General features: G+C 65.4%; 16 protein-coding genes. 9 read left to right on the top strand and 7 right to left on the bottom strand.

Annotated elements, in window-relative coordinates; all coding sequences use genetic code 11:
* Positions 1-13: 13 nt before the first annotated feature.
* Genes V7Q53_RS11035 through V7Q53_RS11020 form a run of 4 tightly spaced genes read left to right on the top strand, consistent with a single transcriptional unit; the run spans position 14 to position 2,945 of the window.
* Positions 14-685 (top strand): cell division ATP-binding protein FtsE, encoded by a 672-nt coding sequence (locus V7Q53_RS11035; RefSeq protein ID WP_333828601.1) that lies wholly within the window; start codon positions 14-16, stop codon positions 683-685.
* Complete coding sequence (locus V7Q53_RS11030) at positions 685-1,572, top strand: cell division protein FtsX (RefSeq protein WP_333828600.1); 888 nt, start codon at positions 685-687, stop codon at positions 1,570-1,572. Before V7Q53_RS11035 ends, V7Q53_RS11030 begins: the two co-directional genes overlap by 1 nt.
* Complete coding sequence (locus tag V7Q53_RS11025) at positions 1,572-2,324, top strand: lysophospholipid acyltransferase family protein (protein ID WP_333828599.1); 753 nt, start codon at positions 1,572-1,574, stop codon at positions 2,322-2,324. Before V7Q53_RS11030 ends, V7Q53_RS11025 begins: the two co-directional genes overlap by 1 nt.
* 15 nt (positions 2,325-2,339) lie before the next feature.
* The gene (locus V7Q53_RS11020) at positions 2,340-2,945 is read left to right on the top strand and encodes a pyridoxamine 5'-phosphate oxidase family protein (protein WP_333828598.1); all 606 of its coding nucleotides are present in this window, start codon (positions 2,340-2,342) and stop codon (positions 2,943-2,945) included.
* A 42-nt stretch (positions 2,946-2,987) separates the two neighbouring features.
* On the opposite strand, the gene V7Q53_RS11015 is transcribed toward V7Q53_RS11020, so the two are convergent.
* Both V7Q53_RS11015 and xseA read right to left on the bottom strand, forming a co-directional pair.
* Positions 2,988-3,947: an acetyl-CoA carboxylase carboxyltransferase subunit alpha gene (locus V7Q53_RS11015; protein WP_333828597.1), complete on the bottom strand. Its 960-nt coding sequence runs from the start codon at positions 3,945-3,947 to the stop codon at positions 2,988-2,990.
* 143 nt (positions 3,948-4,090) lie between these two features.
* A complete protein-coding gene (xseA, locus tag V7Q53_RS11010; RefSeq protein WP_333828596.1) occupies positions 4,091-5,662 on the bottom strand; it encodes an exodeoxyribonuclease VII large subunit in 1,572 nt (523 codons plus the stop codon).
* Positions 5,663-5,734: 72 nt separating this feature from the next.
* Between xseA and purD the strand changes: the two genes are divergently transcribed.
* A complete protein-coding gene (purD, locus tag V7Q53_RS11005; protein WP_333828595.1) occupies positions 5,735-6,997 on the top strand; it encodes a phosphoribosylamine--glycine ligase in 1,263 nt (420 codons plus the stop codon).
* A gap of 3 nt (positions 6,998-7,000) precedes the next feature.
* The gene (recO, locus tag V7Q53_RS11000) at positions 7,001-7,756 is read left to right on the top strand and encodes a DNA repair protein RecO (protein WP_333828594.1); all 756 of its coding nucleotides are present in this window, start codon (positions 7,001-7,003) and stop codon (positions 7,754-7,756) included.
* A gap of 16 nt (positions 7,757-7,772) precedes the next feature.
* Here the strand turns inward: recO and V7Q53_RS10995 are convergent, their stop codons facing one another.
* The gene (locus V7Q53_RS10995; RefSeq protein ID WP_333828593.1) at positions 7,773-7,955 is read right to left on the bottom strand and encodes a hemin uptake protein HemP; all 183 of its coding nucleotides are present in this window, start codon (positions 7,953-7,955) and stop codon (positions 7,773-7,775) included.
* A gap of 163 nt (positions 7,956-8,118) precedes the next feature.
* Here V7Q53_RS10995 and V7Q53_RS10990 point away from each other — a divergent pair, with 163 nt between their 5' ends.
* Positions 8,119-9,099, top strand: coding sequence for a type I glyceraldehyde-3-phosphate dehydrogenase (locus tag V7Q53_RS10990; RefSeq protein ID WP_333828592.1), 981 nt, complete (start codon positions 8,119-8,121; stop codon positions 9,097-9,099).
* Positions 9,100-9,189: 90 nt separating this feature from the next.
* Here V7Q53_RS10990 and V7Q53_RS10985 read toward each other — a convergent pair whose 3' ends face one another.
* From V7Q53_RS10985 to V7Q53_RS10975, 3 genes are all read right to left on the bottom strand, one after another.
* Positions 9,190-9,570, bottom strand: a complete 381-nt coding sequence (locus tag V7Q53_RS10985; RefSeq protein WP_333828591.1) for an HIT domain-containing protein — start codon at positions 9,568-9,570, stop codon at positions 9,190-9,192.
* A gap of 59 nt (positions 9,571-9,629) precedes the next feature.
* A complete protein-coding gene (locus tag V7Q53_RS10980; protein WP_333828590.1) occupies positions 9,630-11,072 on the bottom strand; it encodes an aldehyde dehydrogenase family protein in 1,443 nt (480 codons plus the stop codon).
* Between the two features lie 68 nt (positions 11,073-11,140).
* The gene (locus V7Q53_RS10975) at positions 11,141-11,800 is read right to left on the bottom strand and encodes a hypothetical protein (protein WP_333828589.1); all 660 of its coding nucleotides are present in this window, start codon (positions 11,798-11,800) and stop codon (positions 11,141-11,143) included.
* 181 nt (positions 11,801-11,981) lie between these two features.
* Between V7Q53_RS10975 and V7Q53_RS10970 the strand changes: the two genes are divergently transcribed.
* The gene (locus tag V7Q53_RS10970; RefSeq protein ID WP_333828588.1) at positions 11,982-12,605 is read left to right on the top strand and encodes a LolA family protein; all 624 of its coding nucleotides are present in this window, start codon (positions 11,982-11,984) and stop codon (positions 12,603-12,605) included.
* Between the two features lie 8 nt (positions 12,606-12,613).
* Here V7Q53_RS10970 and V7Q53_RS10965 read toward each other — a convergent pair whose 3' ends face one another.
* Positions 12,614-13,201, bottom strand: coding sequence for a transglycosylase SLT domain-containing protein (locus tag V7Q53_RS10965; RefSeq protein ID WP_333828587.1), 588 nt, complete (start codon positions 13,199-13,201; stop codon positions 12,614-12,616).
* Between the two features lie 235 nt (positions 13,202-13,436).
* On the opposite strand from V7Q53_RS10965, the gene hspQ reads away from it, so the two are divergent.
* Positions 13,437-13,763 (top strand): heat shock protein HspQ, encoded by a 327-nt coding sequence (gene hspQ, locus V7Q53_RS10960; RefSeq protein WP_333828586.1) that lies wholly within the window; start codon positions 13,437-13,439, stop codon positions 13,761-13,763.
* The last annotated feature ends 172 nt before the right edge of the window (positions 13,764-13,935 follow it).

Raw genomic sequence — 13,935 nt, 5'->3', positions numbered from 1 at the left:
GAATGGGGGAAGCGTGATCAGACTTGAACATGTCGGGCATGGCTATGGTGGCCGCGAACTTCTGACAGAGGTTGATCTGAGCATTGCACCGGGCGCTTTCCATTTCCTTACCGGGCCCTCGGGGGCGGGCAAGACCACGCTTCTGAAGCTGTGCTACGGCGAGCTGGTGCCGATGAGCGGCCGGGTTACGCTGTTCGGCGAAGACCGGAGCAGGATCGGGCGTGACGGTCTGGCCGAGATACGCCGCAGGGTCGGCGTGATCCATCAGGACTGCCAGTTTCTGGACCATCTGACCCTTGCCGAGAATGTGGCGCTGCCGTTTCTGGTCTCGGGCCGCCCGGTGCCGAAGAACGATCTGCATGAATTGCTGAACTGGGTGGGGCTGGAAGGCCATGCCGATGCCCTGCCGCCCACCCTTTCGGGCGGCGAACGCCAGCGGGCGGCACTGGCCCGCGCGGTGATCCTGTCGCCCGAGGTGGTGCTGGCCGACGAGCCCACCGGCAATGTCGACTGGGAGATGTCGATGAAGCTGTTGTCGCTGCTGATCGAGCTGAACAAGATGGGCACGGCGGTGATGATCGCCACCCACGACCTGAACCTGATCCGCGTGGCAAAAGCGCAGGTTTCATCGCGGGTGCTGCGGATATCCGAGCGGCGGTTGCAGGCGGCGGGGGCTGATCTGTGATGGCGCGCAAGACACGCAGCACCCTGGCTGACCCTTCGCGCGTTGTCCCGGCTTCGGGGTTCAGTGCCCTGCTGACCGGGGCAACGGCGGCGGCGATGGCGTTTCTGGCGGTCTTCGCGCTGGCACTGTCGATGGCCTCGGGGCAACTGGCTGAGCGCTGGTCGCAGACGCTTGCGCAAACCGCCACGCTGCGCATTTCCGCCCCGCCCGGCGAAATTGCGGACCAGACGGCGACGGTGCTGGAAGTGTTGCGCACCACGCCCGGCATTGCCTCAACCCGCGTTCTGGAAAGCGATGAGCAGCGCGCGCTGCTGGAGCCGTGGTTCGGCCCCGACCTGCCGGTGGAGGCGCTGGCGCTGCCGCGCCTGATCGAGATTATCGAGGCGCCAGAGGGGTTTGATGCGGTCGGGCTTCGGTTGCGGCTGGCCGCCGAGGCGCCGGGCGCCGTGCTGGATGACCACACCCGCTGGCGCCGCCCGCTGGTTCAGGCCGCAGGTGGGTTGCGCATGCTGGCGGTGCTGTCAGTTGTGCTGATCGCGGGTACGATGGCGGCGATGATCGCGCTTGCCGCCAGTGCCTCGCTTGCCGCCAATGCGCAGGTGATCCGCGTGTTGCGGCTGGTGGGCGCGCAGGACCGATTCATCGCCCGCGCCTTCGTGCGCCGCTTTGCCCTGCGCGGTTTTCTGGGCGCGGCACTGGGGACAGCCCTCGCCTTGGCGGGGATCCTGCTGTTGCCCGCAGCACAAGAGGCGGGCGGGTTTTTCAGCGAGCTGGGCTTTCATGGCTCAGGCTGGCTGGTGCCGCTGGTCATTCCGCCCCTTGCCGGGCTGGTGGCCTGGGCGGCGACACAGGCCACCGCGCTGCGTGTTCTCAAGAGGGATGTCTGATGGCCTATGCGTTCCAGTGGCTGCGTTCGCTGATCTTCGCCGGGCAGGCCTATGCGATGATGGCCGTGATGGCGGTTTTCTTCACCCCCTGGGCAATTTTTGACCGCCGCGGCGCTTTCGTTGCCGTGCATACCTGGTGCCGCTATGTGCGCTGGACAGCCAGTTGGATGATCGGCCTGCGCTCGGAAGTGCGCGGCGAGGTCCCTTCGGGCGAGGTGATGATCGCGGCCAAGCATCAGTCGTTCTTTGACATCATCATTCTGGTCAGCGCGCTGCCCCGGCCCAAGTTCATCATGAAGAAAGAGCTGGTCTGGACGCCGATCCTGGGCTGGTATGCCAAGCGCATCGGCTGCGTGCCGGTGGATCGCGGGCGGCGCGGCGCGGCGATCAAGGCGATGCTGGCGCGGGTGGCTTCGGGCCAGCAGGAGCCGGGACAACTGATCATCTACCCGCAGGGCACCCGCGTTTCGCCCGGCGTGTCGCGCGACTACAAGGTGGGCACAGGGGTGCTCTATCAGGAGATGGGTGTGCCCTGCGTGCCGGTGGCCTGCAATGTGGGCGTCTTCTGGCCCCGCCGCCGGATCTACCGCGCGCCGGGGCTTGCGGTGATCGAGTTTCTGCCGCCTGTTCCGCCCGGCATTCCGGTGCGTGAATTCATGGTGCGGCTGAAGGATACGATCGAGGCGCAGTCGGACAGGCTGATGGCCGAGGCTGGTTTTGAGGTCGCGCATCCTGAGGTGGAACGCGGCTGAGGGAGAGGATGAGCCATGCATTGGATTGACAGTGAAGAGGGGCTGGCGGCGCTCTACAACGCCCCGCCCGAGGCAGCGGTCGTCAAGGTCGCCCGCCGCCTGACCCCTGCCTATGAAAGCTGGATCGCACGCAGCCGCTTTTGCCTGCTGTCCACCGTGGGCCCGGAAGGCACCGATTGCTCGCCGCGCGGCGATGACCGCCCTGTGGTGCAGGTGCCGGACCCCGGCACACTTCTGCTGCCGGACTGGCGCGGCAACAACCGCATCGACAGCCTGCGCAACATCGTGCGCGATGGCCGCCTGTCGCTGGCCTTCATGGTGGCAGGGTCAAACACGGTGATGCGGGTCAATGGCCGGGGGCGGCTTTCGACGGACCCCGAGCTTCTGGCACGGTTCGAGCGGGAGGGCACGCTGCCGAAGCTGGTGATCGTTGTCGCGCTGGATGAGGTTTACAGCCAGTGCGCGCGCGCGCTGATCCGTTCCCGCCTGTGGCGCGACGGGGATTGCGCGGAAGGTCTGCCCAGTGTCGGGCAGATGCTGGCCGAGATCACCGAGGGCGCGATCAACGGCGCCGCTTATGACGCCGAATGGCCGGGGCGGGCGGCGAAAACGATGTGGTGACGAGGGGGCTTGCCGGGCGCGTGCCCGGCTCTCGTGTCCGGTTCAGGCCGCGAGCCCCTTTTTGCCCATGTCCAGAAACTTGCGCCGCCGGGCCGTGATCAGGGCTTCGCTGCTCTTGCCCGAAAGCTTGGCCAGTGTGTCGCTCAGCGCCTTGCCGACGGCCTTGAGCGTGGCCTCACGGTCCCGCTGCGCGCCGCCGCGCGGCTCAGGAATGATCGAATCGATCACGCCCAGTTTCAGCAGGTCCTGCGGGGTCAGGCGAAGCGCCTCGGCGGCCTCGCGCATCTTGTCGGAATCCTTCCACAGGATCGAGGCGCAGCCTTCGGGCGAGATCACCGAATAGACCGAATGCTCCAGCATCAGGATGCGGTTCGCCGTGGCCAGTGCCACCGCCCCGCCCGAGCCCCCTTCGCCGATCACCACCGAGACCAGCGGCACACCGATCTCAAGGCATTTCTGGGTCGAGCGCGCAATCGCCTCGGCCTGACCGCGTTCTTCGGCACCCTTGCCGGGATAGGCGCCGGGTGTATCGACCAGCGTGACCACCGGCAGTTTGAAGCGATGCGCCAGATCCATCAGCCGGATCGCCTTGCGATACCCCTCAGGGCGGGCCATGCCGAAGTTATGCGCGATGCGGGATTTGGTGTCCCAGCCCTTTTCCTGTCCGATCACCACCACCGGCCGGTCATCCAGCCGCGCCAGCCCGCCCATGATGGCATGGTCATCGGCAAAATTGCGATCCCCGGCGAGCGGGGTGTATTCGGTAAACAGCGCGTCGATGTAATCGCGGCAATGGGGGCGGTCAGGGTGGCGGGCGACCTGGCATTTACGCCAGGGCGTCAGATTGCGGTACAGTTCGGACAGAAGCTGATCGGCTTTGCGATCCAGCGCCTCGGCTTCTTTTTCGACATCCATCTCGGGGTTGTTGCGCGCCATGGCGCGCAGCTCTGCCGCCTTGCCTTCGATCTCGGCCAGCGGTTTTTCAAATTCGAGATAGTTCATGCGCGGTCTCCTGCGGTGCGCGTCCTATATGCCTATCTGCTGGCAGTGATGCAACCGTTCCGGCTGTGGTGCGGGCAGAAGGGGGGCTGTCTGCCCCCCGTCGCTGCGCGACTCCCCCCGAGGATATTTTTCAACAGGTGAAATCAGAAGAGGGAGCCCTGATCAGGCGCTTTGCCCGGCTGGCTGCGCGCGCGCGGCTTGCGGGGTTGTTCGGGGGGCGTTTCGGTTGAAAGCGGGGCGGCATCAAAGCACCCGTCGCGCAGCTCGATCGTCAGGCGGGGCAGGGCGCGGGCGGCGTCGGTGTGTGTGACGGGGGTGCCGTCGGGCGCGCGGAGCATGGCAAAGCCTCGTGCCAGTGTTTCGTGGTATCCCAGCGACTGGTGCATGCGATCCAGCGCAGCAAGCTTGTCGCGCGCCCTTAGCAGTTGCGCGTGTGTGGCGGCGGTTGTGCGCGCTTTGAGGGTGGCCAGCCCCGGGCGGGCGCGGGCGATGTCAGTCAGAAGCCGGGCGCGGTTCAGCCGCAGCCCGGCCAGCCGCTCACCGCGCCGCACTATCCCGCGCTCAAGCGCGGGTGCGAGGCGGGTGGCGAGGCGTCCGAGGGCCTCGGCCCGGGTGGTGGCGCGGCTGGTCAGCGTGCCGGGGCGCAGCCCGGCGGCAGCCCTTCCCAGCGCCAGCAGCTTGCGGTCGGCCAGCGCGCGCAGCGAGCCTGCGAAGCGCCCGGCGGCAAGGTCAAAGCGTTGCGAGGGGCCTGACAGCAGCGCCTCCAGCCGGGGCAGGGCGCGGCCCAGATCGCGCAGGCGCTGGTCGCGCTGCTGCACCGCGCCCTTGCCCGCGCGCTCGAGCCGCGCGCCCAGACTGGCCACCTGCGCCAGCAGGTCCGCGCGCACCGGCACCGCCAGTTCGGCGGCGGCGGTGGGGGTGGGCGCGCGCAGATCGGAAGCGAAGTCGATCAGCGTGGTGTCTGTCTCATGGCCCACCGCCGAAATCAGCGGGATGTCGCTGGCCGCGGCGGCGCGCACCACCGCTTCATCATTGAAGCCCCAGAGATCCTCAATGGAGCCGCCGCCGCGCGCGACGATCAGCACATCGGGGCGGGGCAACGGGCCGCCGGGCGCGAGCGCGTTGAAGCCCTGAATGGCGCGCACCACATCCGCCGGGCAACGCTCTCCCTGAACCGCGACGGGCCAGACGATTACCCTTCGCGGGAAGCGGTCGGCCAGGCGGTGCAGAATGTCGCGGATCACCGCACCCGAGGGCGAGGTGATCACCCCCACCACCTGCGGCAGGTAGGGAATGGGCCGTTTGCGCGCTGCGTCAAACAACCCCTCGGCGGCCAGCTTGACCTTGCGCGCCTCAAGCATTGCCATCAGCGCGCCCGCGCCCGCCGGTTCGACGTTGTCGACCTGCAACTGGTATTTCGACTGCGGCGCGAAGGTGGTCATGCGCCCGGTGGCGATGACCTCCATCCCCTCTTCGGGCCGCACCGTCATGCGCGCGACCTGACCCTTCCAGCTGATCGCGGCGATCACCGAGCGGTCATCCTTGAGGTCAAAATACATATGCCCGGTTCGCGCCACCACGACGCGGCCCACCTCGCCGCGCACCCGGACGCGGCCGAACTCTCCCTCGATCACCCGCTTCACGGCCCCCGAGATTTCGGAGACGGTGAATTCATGGGCGTTCGAGCCCGGCTCAGTGTCGTCGATCAGGTCCATGGGGCCTCTGGCTTGTCACGCTGCGCAACAGACCTTAGAACGCCGGGCAACGGTGGCCAAGGGGTGAGGCACATGAACATTCTGGTTCTCGGCGGCGGCGGGCGCGAACATGCGCTGGCCTGGGCAATCAAGCAGAACCCCAAATGCGACCGGCTGATCGTCGCTCCCGGCAATGCCGGGATCGCGCAGATTGCCGAATGCGCGGATCTGAACGCCGAAAACGGCGCGCTGGTGGTGCGGTTCTGCGAAGAAAACGCGGTGGATTTCGTGGTGATCGGCCCTGAGGCACCGCTGGCGGCAGGCGTGGCCGATGCCCTGCGCGCGGCCGGTATCGCGTGTTTCGGCCCTTCGGCGGCAGCGGCGCGGCTGGAGGCATCGAAAGCCTTTACCAAGGAAATCTGCGATGCGGTGGGGGCACCGACCGCTGGCTGGGCGCGGTTCGACACTGCGGCAGAGGCGCGCGCCTACATCACCGACAAGGGCCTGCCGCTGGTAATCAAGGCGGACGGGCTGGCGGCGGGCAAGGGCGTGATCATCCCCGAGACGCTGGATGAGGCGCTGGATGCGATCAAGGCCATGTTCGGCGGGAATTTTGATGCTGCCGGTTCAACGGTGGTCATCGAGGAGTTCATGACCGGCGAGGAGGCCAGCTTTTTCGTGCTGGTCGATGGCGAGACCTGCCTGCCCATCGGCACCGCGCAGGACCACAAGCGCGTGGGCGATGGCGATACCGGCCCCAATACCGGCGGCATGGGAGCCTATTCGCCCGCGCCGGTGCTGACCGAAGCGCTGCAGGAACAGGCGATGGCGCAGATCATCCGCCCGATGATGGCCGAGATGGCGCGGCGCGGCATGCCCTTTCAGGGCGTGCTCTATGCGGGGCTGATGATCGACAATGGTCAGGCCAGGCTGGTGGAATACAACGTGCGTTACGGCGACCCGGAATGTCAGGTGCTGATGATGCGGCTGGGCGCGCAGGCGCTTGACCTGATGCTGGCCTGCGCCGAAGGGCGCCTGGCGGGCTGCAAGGTCAACTGGGCGGATGACCATGCGCTGTGCGTGGTGATGGCCGCCAAGGGCTATCCGGGGGCCTACAAGAAGGGCGCAGAGATTCGCGGGCTTGAGCTGCTGCCCGCTGATTCGCGCAACATGGTGTTCCACGCCGGGACGCGGCTGGATCAGGGGCGGGTGGTGGCCAATGGCGGGCGGGTGCTGAACGTCACCGCGCGCGGTGATTCGCTGCAGGAGGCGCAGACCCGCGCCTATGCGATGGTTGATGCCATCGACTGGCCTGAGGGGTTCTGCCGCCGCGATATCGGCTGGCGGGCGCTCTGAGCCATGGAATGGGTGGGCGAAGGCATTGTGCTTTCCTCCCGTCCGCATGGCGAGAATGCTGCGATCATTGAGGTGCTGAGCGCCGTGCACGGTCGCCATGCCGGAGTGGTGCGGGGCGGTTCCGGGCGGCGGCTGGCGCCGGTTCTGCAACCCGGAAGCACGCTGCAACTGAGCTGGCGCGCACGGCTGGAGGCGCATATCGGGCATTTCACCGTAGAGCCGGTGCGCAACCGGGTGGCTGGCCTGCTCGCCGATCCTGAGCGACTGGCCGCACTCAATGCGCTCTGTTCGCTGGCGGTTTTCGCCCTGCCTGAACGCGAGCCGCAGCCACGCCTATATGCCGCGACCATTGACCTGCTGGACCGGCTTTCAGCGGGCGAGGCATGGTTCGGGGCCTATCTGGGATGGGAGCGGCTGTTGCTGGAGGAAACCGGCTATGGGCTGGACCTGGCCAGCTGCGCGGTAACCGGCGCGACCGAGGGGCTGGCCTATGTCTCGCCGCGCTCAGGGCGGGCGGTGACGGCTGCCGGGGCCGGGGAATGGGCCAGCCGGTTGCTTCCCTTGCCGCCGCTTCTCATGGATCCGGAAATGGCTGAGCCGGAAACGGTTGGCCCGGGCACGACCGACCCGGAACTGCGGGCGCAGATGGGGGCGGGGCTGCGGGTGCTGGGCCATTTTCTGACCCATGTTCTGGCACCGGCACTGGGAGACCGCCCGCTTCCCGAAGCCCGCATCCGGTTGGCGGCGCGCTTCCGATAGCGCGCCCGCCAACCGGTTACTTCGTCAGGATCAGCTTGCCCGCGCGTGTGATGCGCAGGGCGTACACCTTGCCATCAAGCACGATCTGCGCAAGCGATCCGCCATGTGTCAGATCTTTTGCACGATGCACCGGAATGTCGAGCGCGGCTGAGGGCAGGGCGTCGGCGGTGTGGAAGTCGGGGATGGATTGAAGGGTCATGTCAGGGCTCCGTCGCTGTTCGCCCTTCATATCTGACAAAAAGACTCAGGAGAGTCAATTCCGATTTTTTTAATCGGATTTAGCGGCGGACATGCCCGGTTGAGCTTTGCGGCGCCGGGGCGTAGCTCTGAGTGTGGATCGAGTCGGCAATCGGAGGCAGATCATGCGGGTGTTGATCAACGGGTTCGGGCGGATCGGGCGGACTGTCTTGCGCGCCTGGTTGCAGGGTTACGCGCCGCAGCTGGAGATTGTCGCCGTCAATGACATCGCCCCGGCCACGACCTGTGCCTATCTCTTTGAATATGACAGCGTTTTCGGGCCGCTTAAGGGGGGCGTCACGCTGGAGGACCGTGCGCTGGTCGCCGCCGGTCGCCGCCTGCGATTGACACATGCGCCTGATATTTCGGCGCTGGATCTGGGCGATATTGATCTGGTGATGGAATGCACCGGCCATGCGGACCGCCGCGATGTTGCCGAACGCGGGCTGCGCGCAGGCGCGGGACGGGTGCTGATTTCCGGCCCGGCGGACTCGGCGGACGTGACTGTGGTGCTGGGTGCCAACGACGCAGCGCTGACCGCGGCGCACAGGCTGGTTTCGAACGCGTCGTGCACGACCAATGCGCTGGCCCCGCTGGTGCGGCTGCTGGACGGCGCTTTTGGGGTTCAGACCGGCTATATGACGACAATCCATTGCTACACCGGCAGCCAGCCCACGGTGGATGCGCCGCGCGGCCACGATCTGGCGCGCGGGCGCGCCGCCGCGCTGTCGATGGTGCCGACGAGCACCAGCGCGGGCCGCCTGCTGGATCTCGCGCTGCCGGATCTGGCCGGGCGCATAAGCTGTTCGGCGGTGCGGGTGCCCACAGCCAGCGTTTCAGCGGTGGATCTGTGCTTCATGCCGCGCGCTGGCGTCAGTGCCGGGGCGGTGAACGCCGCGCTGCGGGAGGCGGGCGGGGTGATCGGTTGGACGGACCGGCCGCTGGTCTCCACCGATCTGCGCGCGCGGCCGGAAAGCGTGATCATGGCCCTGCCCGAGACCACTGTCACCGAGGGCGGCATGGTGCGGGTGTTCGGCTGGTATGACAACGAATGGGGCTTTTCCTGCCGGATGCTGGATATGGCCGGGCGGATGGCGCTGCTCTGACCGGGAAAGGGGGCTGCTCGCCCCCTCGCCGCTGCGCGGCTCACCCCCCGGGATATTTTCAGACAGAAAATGCGCGGGGACCGCCCGGTTTCAGCCCTTTTGCAGCATCCGCCCCAGCATGCGACCACCCAGAATATGGACGTGGTAATGCGGCACTTCCTGCACGCCATCCTCGCCCGCATTGGTGATCAGCCGGTAGCCCGCGCCGCCTTCGCCCGGGCGGATGCCCAGCGACTGGCAGACCTGACCGATGCAGCGCGCGAAATCGGCGATTTCGGCATCACTGGCCTCAAGCGCGAAATGATCGGCGTTCACATAAGCGCCCCTGGGGATCACCAGCACATGATGCGGTGCCTGCGGCTGGATGTCGTTGAAGGCAAGGCTGTGCGCGGTTTCAAGCACTTTTGCGCAGGGGATTTCGCCGCGCAGGATGCGGGCAAAGATATTCTGGGTGTCGTAAGAATAGGCCATGGCGCTACCGGAAAGGGAAGGGGGCGGCGGGCGGTCGGGCCGCCCGCCTCAGGATATGTTCAGGCGTCGTTCGACCAGCCCGCGACGGCCTTTACCTCAAGGAAGTCCTCGACACCCCAGACGCCGCCTTCGCGCCCGATGCCCGAGGCTTTCATCCCGCCGAACGGCGCGCCGCGCCCGCGTGACTTGCCATTCATCTCCACCATGCCCGAACGCAGTTTGCGCGCCATGCGGTTGCGCTTGGCGCCGTCCTGGCTTTGGACATAGTTGGTCAGCCCGTAGGGTGTGTCATTGGCGATGGCGAGCGCTTCTTCCTCGCCCTCAAACGGGATGATCGACAGCACCGGGCCAAAGATTTCCTCACGCGCGATGGTCATCTGGTTGTTCACATCGGCAAAGACCGTCGGGCGCACGAAGTAGCCGCGGTTCAGCCCTTCAGGACGGCCAAGCCCGCCTGCGACCAGCCGCGCGCCCTCATCAATGCCCTTCTGGATCAGCCCCTGAATTTTATCGAACTGCGCCTCACTGACGACCGGGCCGATGTGACTGCCACTGTCATGCGCCGTGGCCACGCGGGTTTTCTCGGCGGTTTCGGCAGCGATTTCAACGGCTTTGTCGTAGATCGAACGCTCAACCAGCATCCGGGTGGGCGCGTTGCAGGACTGGCCGGTGTTGTTGAAGCAATGCCGCGCACCACGCACCACCGCCTTTTCATCGGCATCGGCGAAAATGATGTTCGCGCCTTTGCCGCCCAGTTCCAGATGGACCTTCTTGAGCGTCTCAGCGGCATTCTTGGAGATCAGGATACCCGCGCGGCTTGACCCGGTGAAGCTGACCATATCGACATCGGGATGGCCGGAAAGCTGCGTGCCCACCCCGGGGCCATCGCCGTTGACCATGTTGAACACGCCCGCCGGAACGCCCGCTTCATGCAGGATCTCGGCCCAGACGACGGAGGAAAGCGGCGCGATTTCCGAGGGTTTCAGCACCATCGTGCAGCCTGCCAGCAGCGCCGGAATCACCTTGAGCGTGACTTGGTTCATCGGCCAGTTCCAGGGCGTGATCAGCGCGCAGACGCCCACCGCTTCCTTGATGATGCGGTCTTCGGGCGCGTGGTCGCCCAGCGGCGCGATGAACTCGATCTTGTCGAAATCGCGGATGAAATTCTCGATATGCCAGGTGCCCGAGCTGACCTGGCTGGACAAGGCCATGTCGATCGGCGCGCCCATTTCCATCGAGATCGCTTTGGCCATATCGTCTGCGCGGGCCGTGTAGACCTCAAGGATGCGCTTCACCAGCGCCAGCCGCTCGGCGGGGTCGGAATACATGAAGCCGGGCAGGGCGGCGCTGGCAGCGGCCACGGCGGCATCGGTATCTGCCTTTCCGCCCAGCGAAATTACCGCGCAGACTTCCTCGGTCGAGGGGTCGATGACGTCAAAATCCTTGCCGTCCAGCGGGGCGACCCAGGCACCGTTGATATAGAATTCACGTTTTTCCAGCATAGCGTTCTCCAATCCGGTTTGGCGATACACTGTCATCGCGGCGGGCAAGGTGCAAGGGGAGCGGCGGTTCAGAAACGCGACCAGAGCGCGAGCCGGGCGCTGGTCAGGCCGCGGCTGTGAGAGGCCGCCGTCAGGCCCAGAACAAGCGTATGCCCGCGCCCGATTTCATGGCCGATTGCGGGTGCCAGCTCCAGCCTCGACACCCCGTTTCGCCGTTTTCCGGTGAGCGAGACCATGCCCAGCAGGCCACGCGCGCTGCGAAAACCCAGTTGCCCGGACAGCGACAGCTCGACAGGGTTGGTCAGTTGTGCGGGGCGGGTATGCATCTGCATGTCCAGCCGCGCCCATAGATTTCCCGCCCGCGTATCAAAACCCTGCCCGAGATGCGCACCGAACAGGAGAAGCACCCTGTCGGCACGACCGGGCTGAAACCGCGTGCCCGCGCTTAGTCCGAAGGGCAGCGCGAAGCCTGCGGGTTGCGGATGAAAGCGCGCGATCAGATCGCCGCGCCATCCGCCGGGAATGTGGCGCAGCTGGGTTGCAAGGGTCAGCCGCCCGGTGGCGCCGTATTCGGCATAGAGGTCACCGAACGTCTGGCGGGCTGCGCCGACACGTTCTTGTCCCATTGAAGTGGCCAGGAACCAGCCCTGCGCCTCGCGCGGCCAGGGGCCTGCCTGCGCGGGGGCGGGCAGAAGAAGCAGCGTGAGAAGGGCAAGCAGAAGGCGCATTGCGGCAGAGTGCAGAAACGCGGTTAACAAAAGATGAATGCGGCAGGGCGTTGGCCGCATGGGGGAACCGGAGGGCAATCGCTTGCGTTCGCTCCATGTTTCGACGATATCGCGGCCTTGTGTAAAAGCGTGGCGGCTTTGTCAGGTGCAAGCGGCAACCAATGCGGGTACGTAAACAAGCATGAACAGACGCAGCCTTCTTCTCTCGCTCGCCCTTTTGCCCGCGCTTGCGGCAGGACCGGCGCTTGCCCAGAATGCCCCCCTTTCGCTGGCCGAACTCTCCCGTTATTTCAACGGCTTCCAGGTTGCGGAAGGCACATTCACCCAGATCAACCCGGATGAGACCATTTCGACCGGACGGATCATGATCCAGCGGCCGGGCCGGGTGCGCTTTGAATATGACCCCCCCGATGCCAACCTTGTGCTGGCGGCGGGCGGATCGGTGCATATTTTCGATGCACGTTCAAATCAGGGGCCAACGGTCTATCCGCTCAACCGTACGCCGCTGAACCTGATCCTCGCGGCCAATGTGGACCTGACGCGCGCGCGCATGGTGGTCGATCATTTTGCAGACGGTCAGACAACCGTGGTCGTCGCGCAAGACCCGGAGAACCCGGAATACGGCAGCATCCGCCTCGTCTTCAGCGCCGATCCTACCGAGCTTCGGCAGTGGATCGTCACCGATGACATGGGGCGCGAAACCACGGTCATTCTGGGCGATCTTCAGCTGGGCGGCACGCTGGCATCCACGCTGTTCAGCGTTGATATCGAAATGCAGCGCCGGGGTGCTGCACCCGGGCGCTGACTTTTCGCTCACAGCCGGCGGCAGCTGCGCAGCTGGGCGTCATACATCACCGCGCGGGTTGCGACGCGGTCTGCCACGTTCATCAGCCAGCCCTTGGCCCGGTAGCTGCCGTTGGCAAAGCCGGTATGCCCTTCATGATAGGCCAGATACAGGTTGCGCGCGTCATGCAGCGGGATGCCGTTGCGATCGCGCGATTTGTGCGAATACCAGCCAATGAAATCGGTTGCGTCCTGAATCCTGTCACGACGGGCGCTGCGCCGGCCGGTCTCGGCCTGGTATTCTTCCCAGGTGCGGTCCAGCGCCTGGCTGTAGCCATAGGCGGACGACTGCCGCCCCATCGGAATTACCCCTGCCGCCCAGCGGTGCGGGGTGCGCGCATCGCCGATAAACCGGCTTTCGGCGTGGATAATGGCCATCTGAACCGGCACAGGAACGCTCCAGCGGCGTTCGGCCTGTTGCATGGCGCGGAAATACTGCGGTCGCTCGCTTGCAAGCCCGCAAGCGTCATCAAGATTACGCGGCGCTGAAAAATCGCCACGGCTGCCGCAAGCCGCAACAATCAGCAACACCGCCATAATGCGGAGAAACATGCCCATGTCTGCCTCGATTTATTATCATTTTGCCACTTTCTAACCGAAATTGTGCTGCGAGAAAACGCTTGATCGGGCAAAATCGAAACAGGGCTGCCAGAATAGAGGAAAAGTGATGAGGAGCTGCCTTTTTTCTGACACTGTCGGAACACATTTCACAGTCTGTTTCCGTTGCGCCTGCGGCTGCTGTATGGACGCGTGGGTCCGCTTGGCGTAAAGCTTGCCCTTGTGGGGGTGTGCCATGATGCAATCGCGTGCAAAATATCGACTTGGGCAGATTTTGCGCCACCGGAAACACCCGTTCCGCGGGGTGGTATTCGACGTCGACGCGATGTTTACCAATACCGAGGAATGGTATGACGCTATTCCGGAAGAAAGCCGCCCCGCGCGCGACCAACCCTTTTATCATCTGCTCGCTGAAAATGATCACAGCTATTACGTGGCCTATGTGTCGGAGCAGAATCTGGTTCCAGATGAGACGGGCGAACCGGTTGAACACCCGGATCTGGCGGATTTGTTCGGCGATTTCGAGGATGGGTATTATCCGCTGCAAGTTCATCTGAACTGAGCGCCCTTTCTTCGCATGCATGCGCGTCAGTCGCCTCCGGTCAGCGGCACCACGAAGCTGAGTGCATTCCACCCCTCCTCCTGCCGGTAGCCCAGTTGGGTGGTCAGCGAGCGGATGATGTGCCAGCCGAACCCGCCTTCGGGCAATTCATACGGCGGGTTTATGCGGGGCA

The sequence above is a fragment of the Pararhodobacter sp. genome (assembly GCF_036802785.1).
Lineage (GTDB): Bacteria > Pseudomonadota > Alphaproteobacteria > Rhodobacterales > Rhodobacteraceae > Pararhodobacter.
The sequence above is the reverse complement of the archived record's forward strand: the minus strand, read 5'-3'. Positions and strand labels throughout refer to the sequence as shown.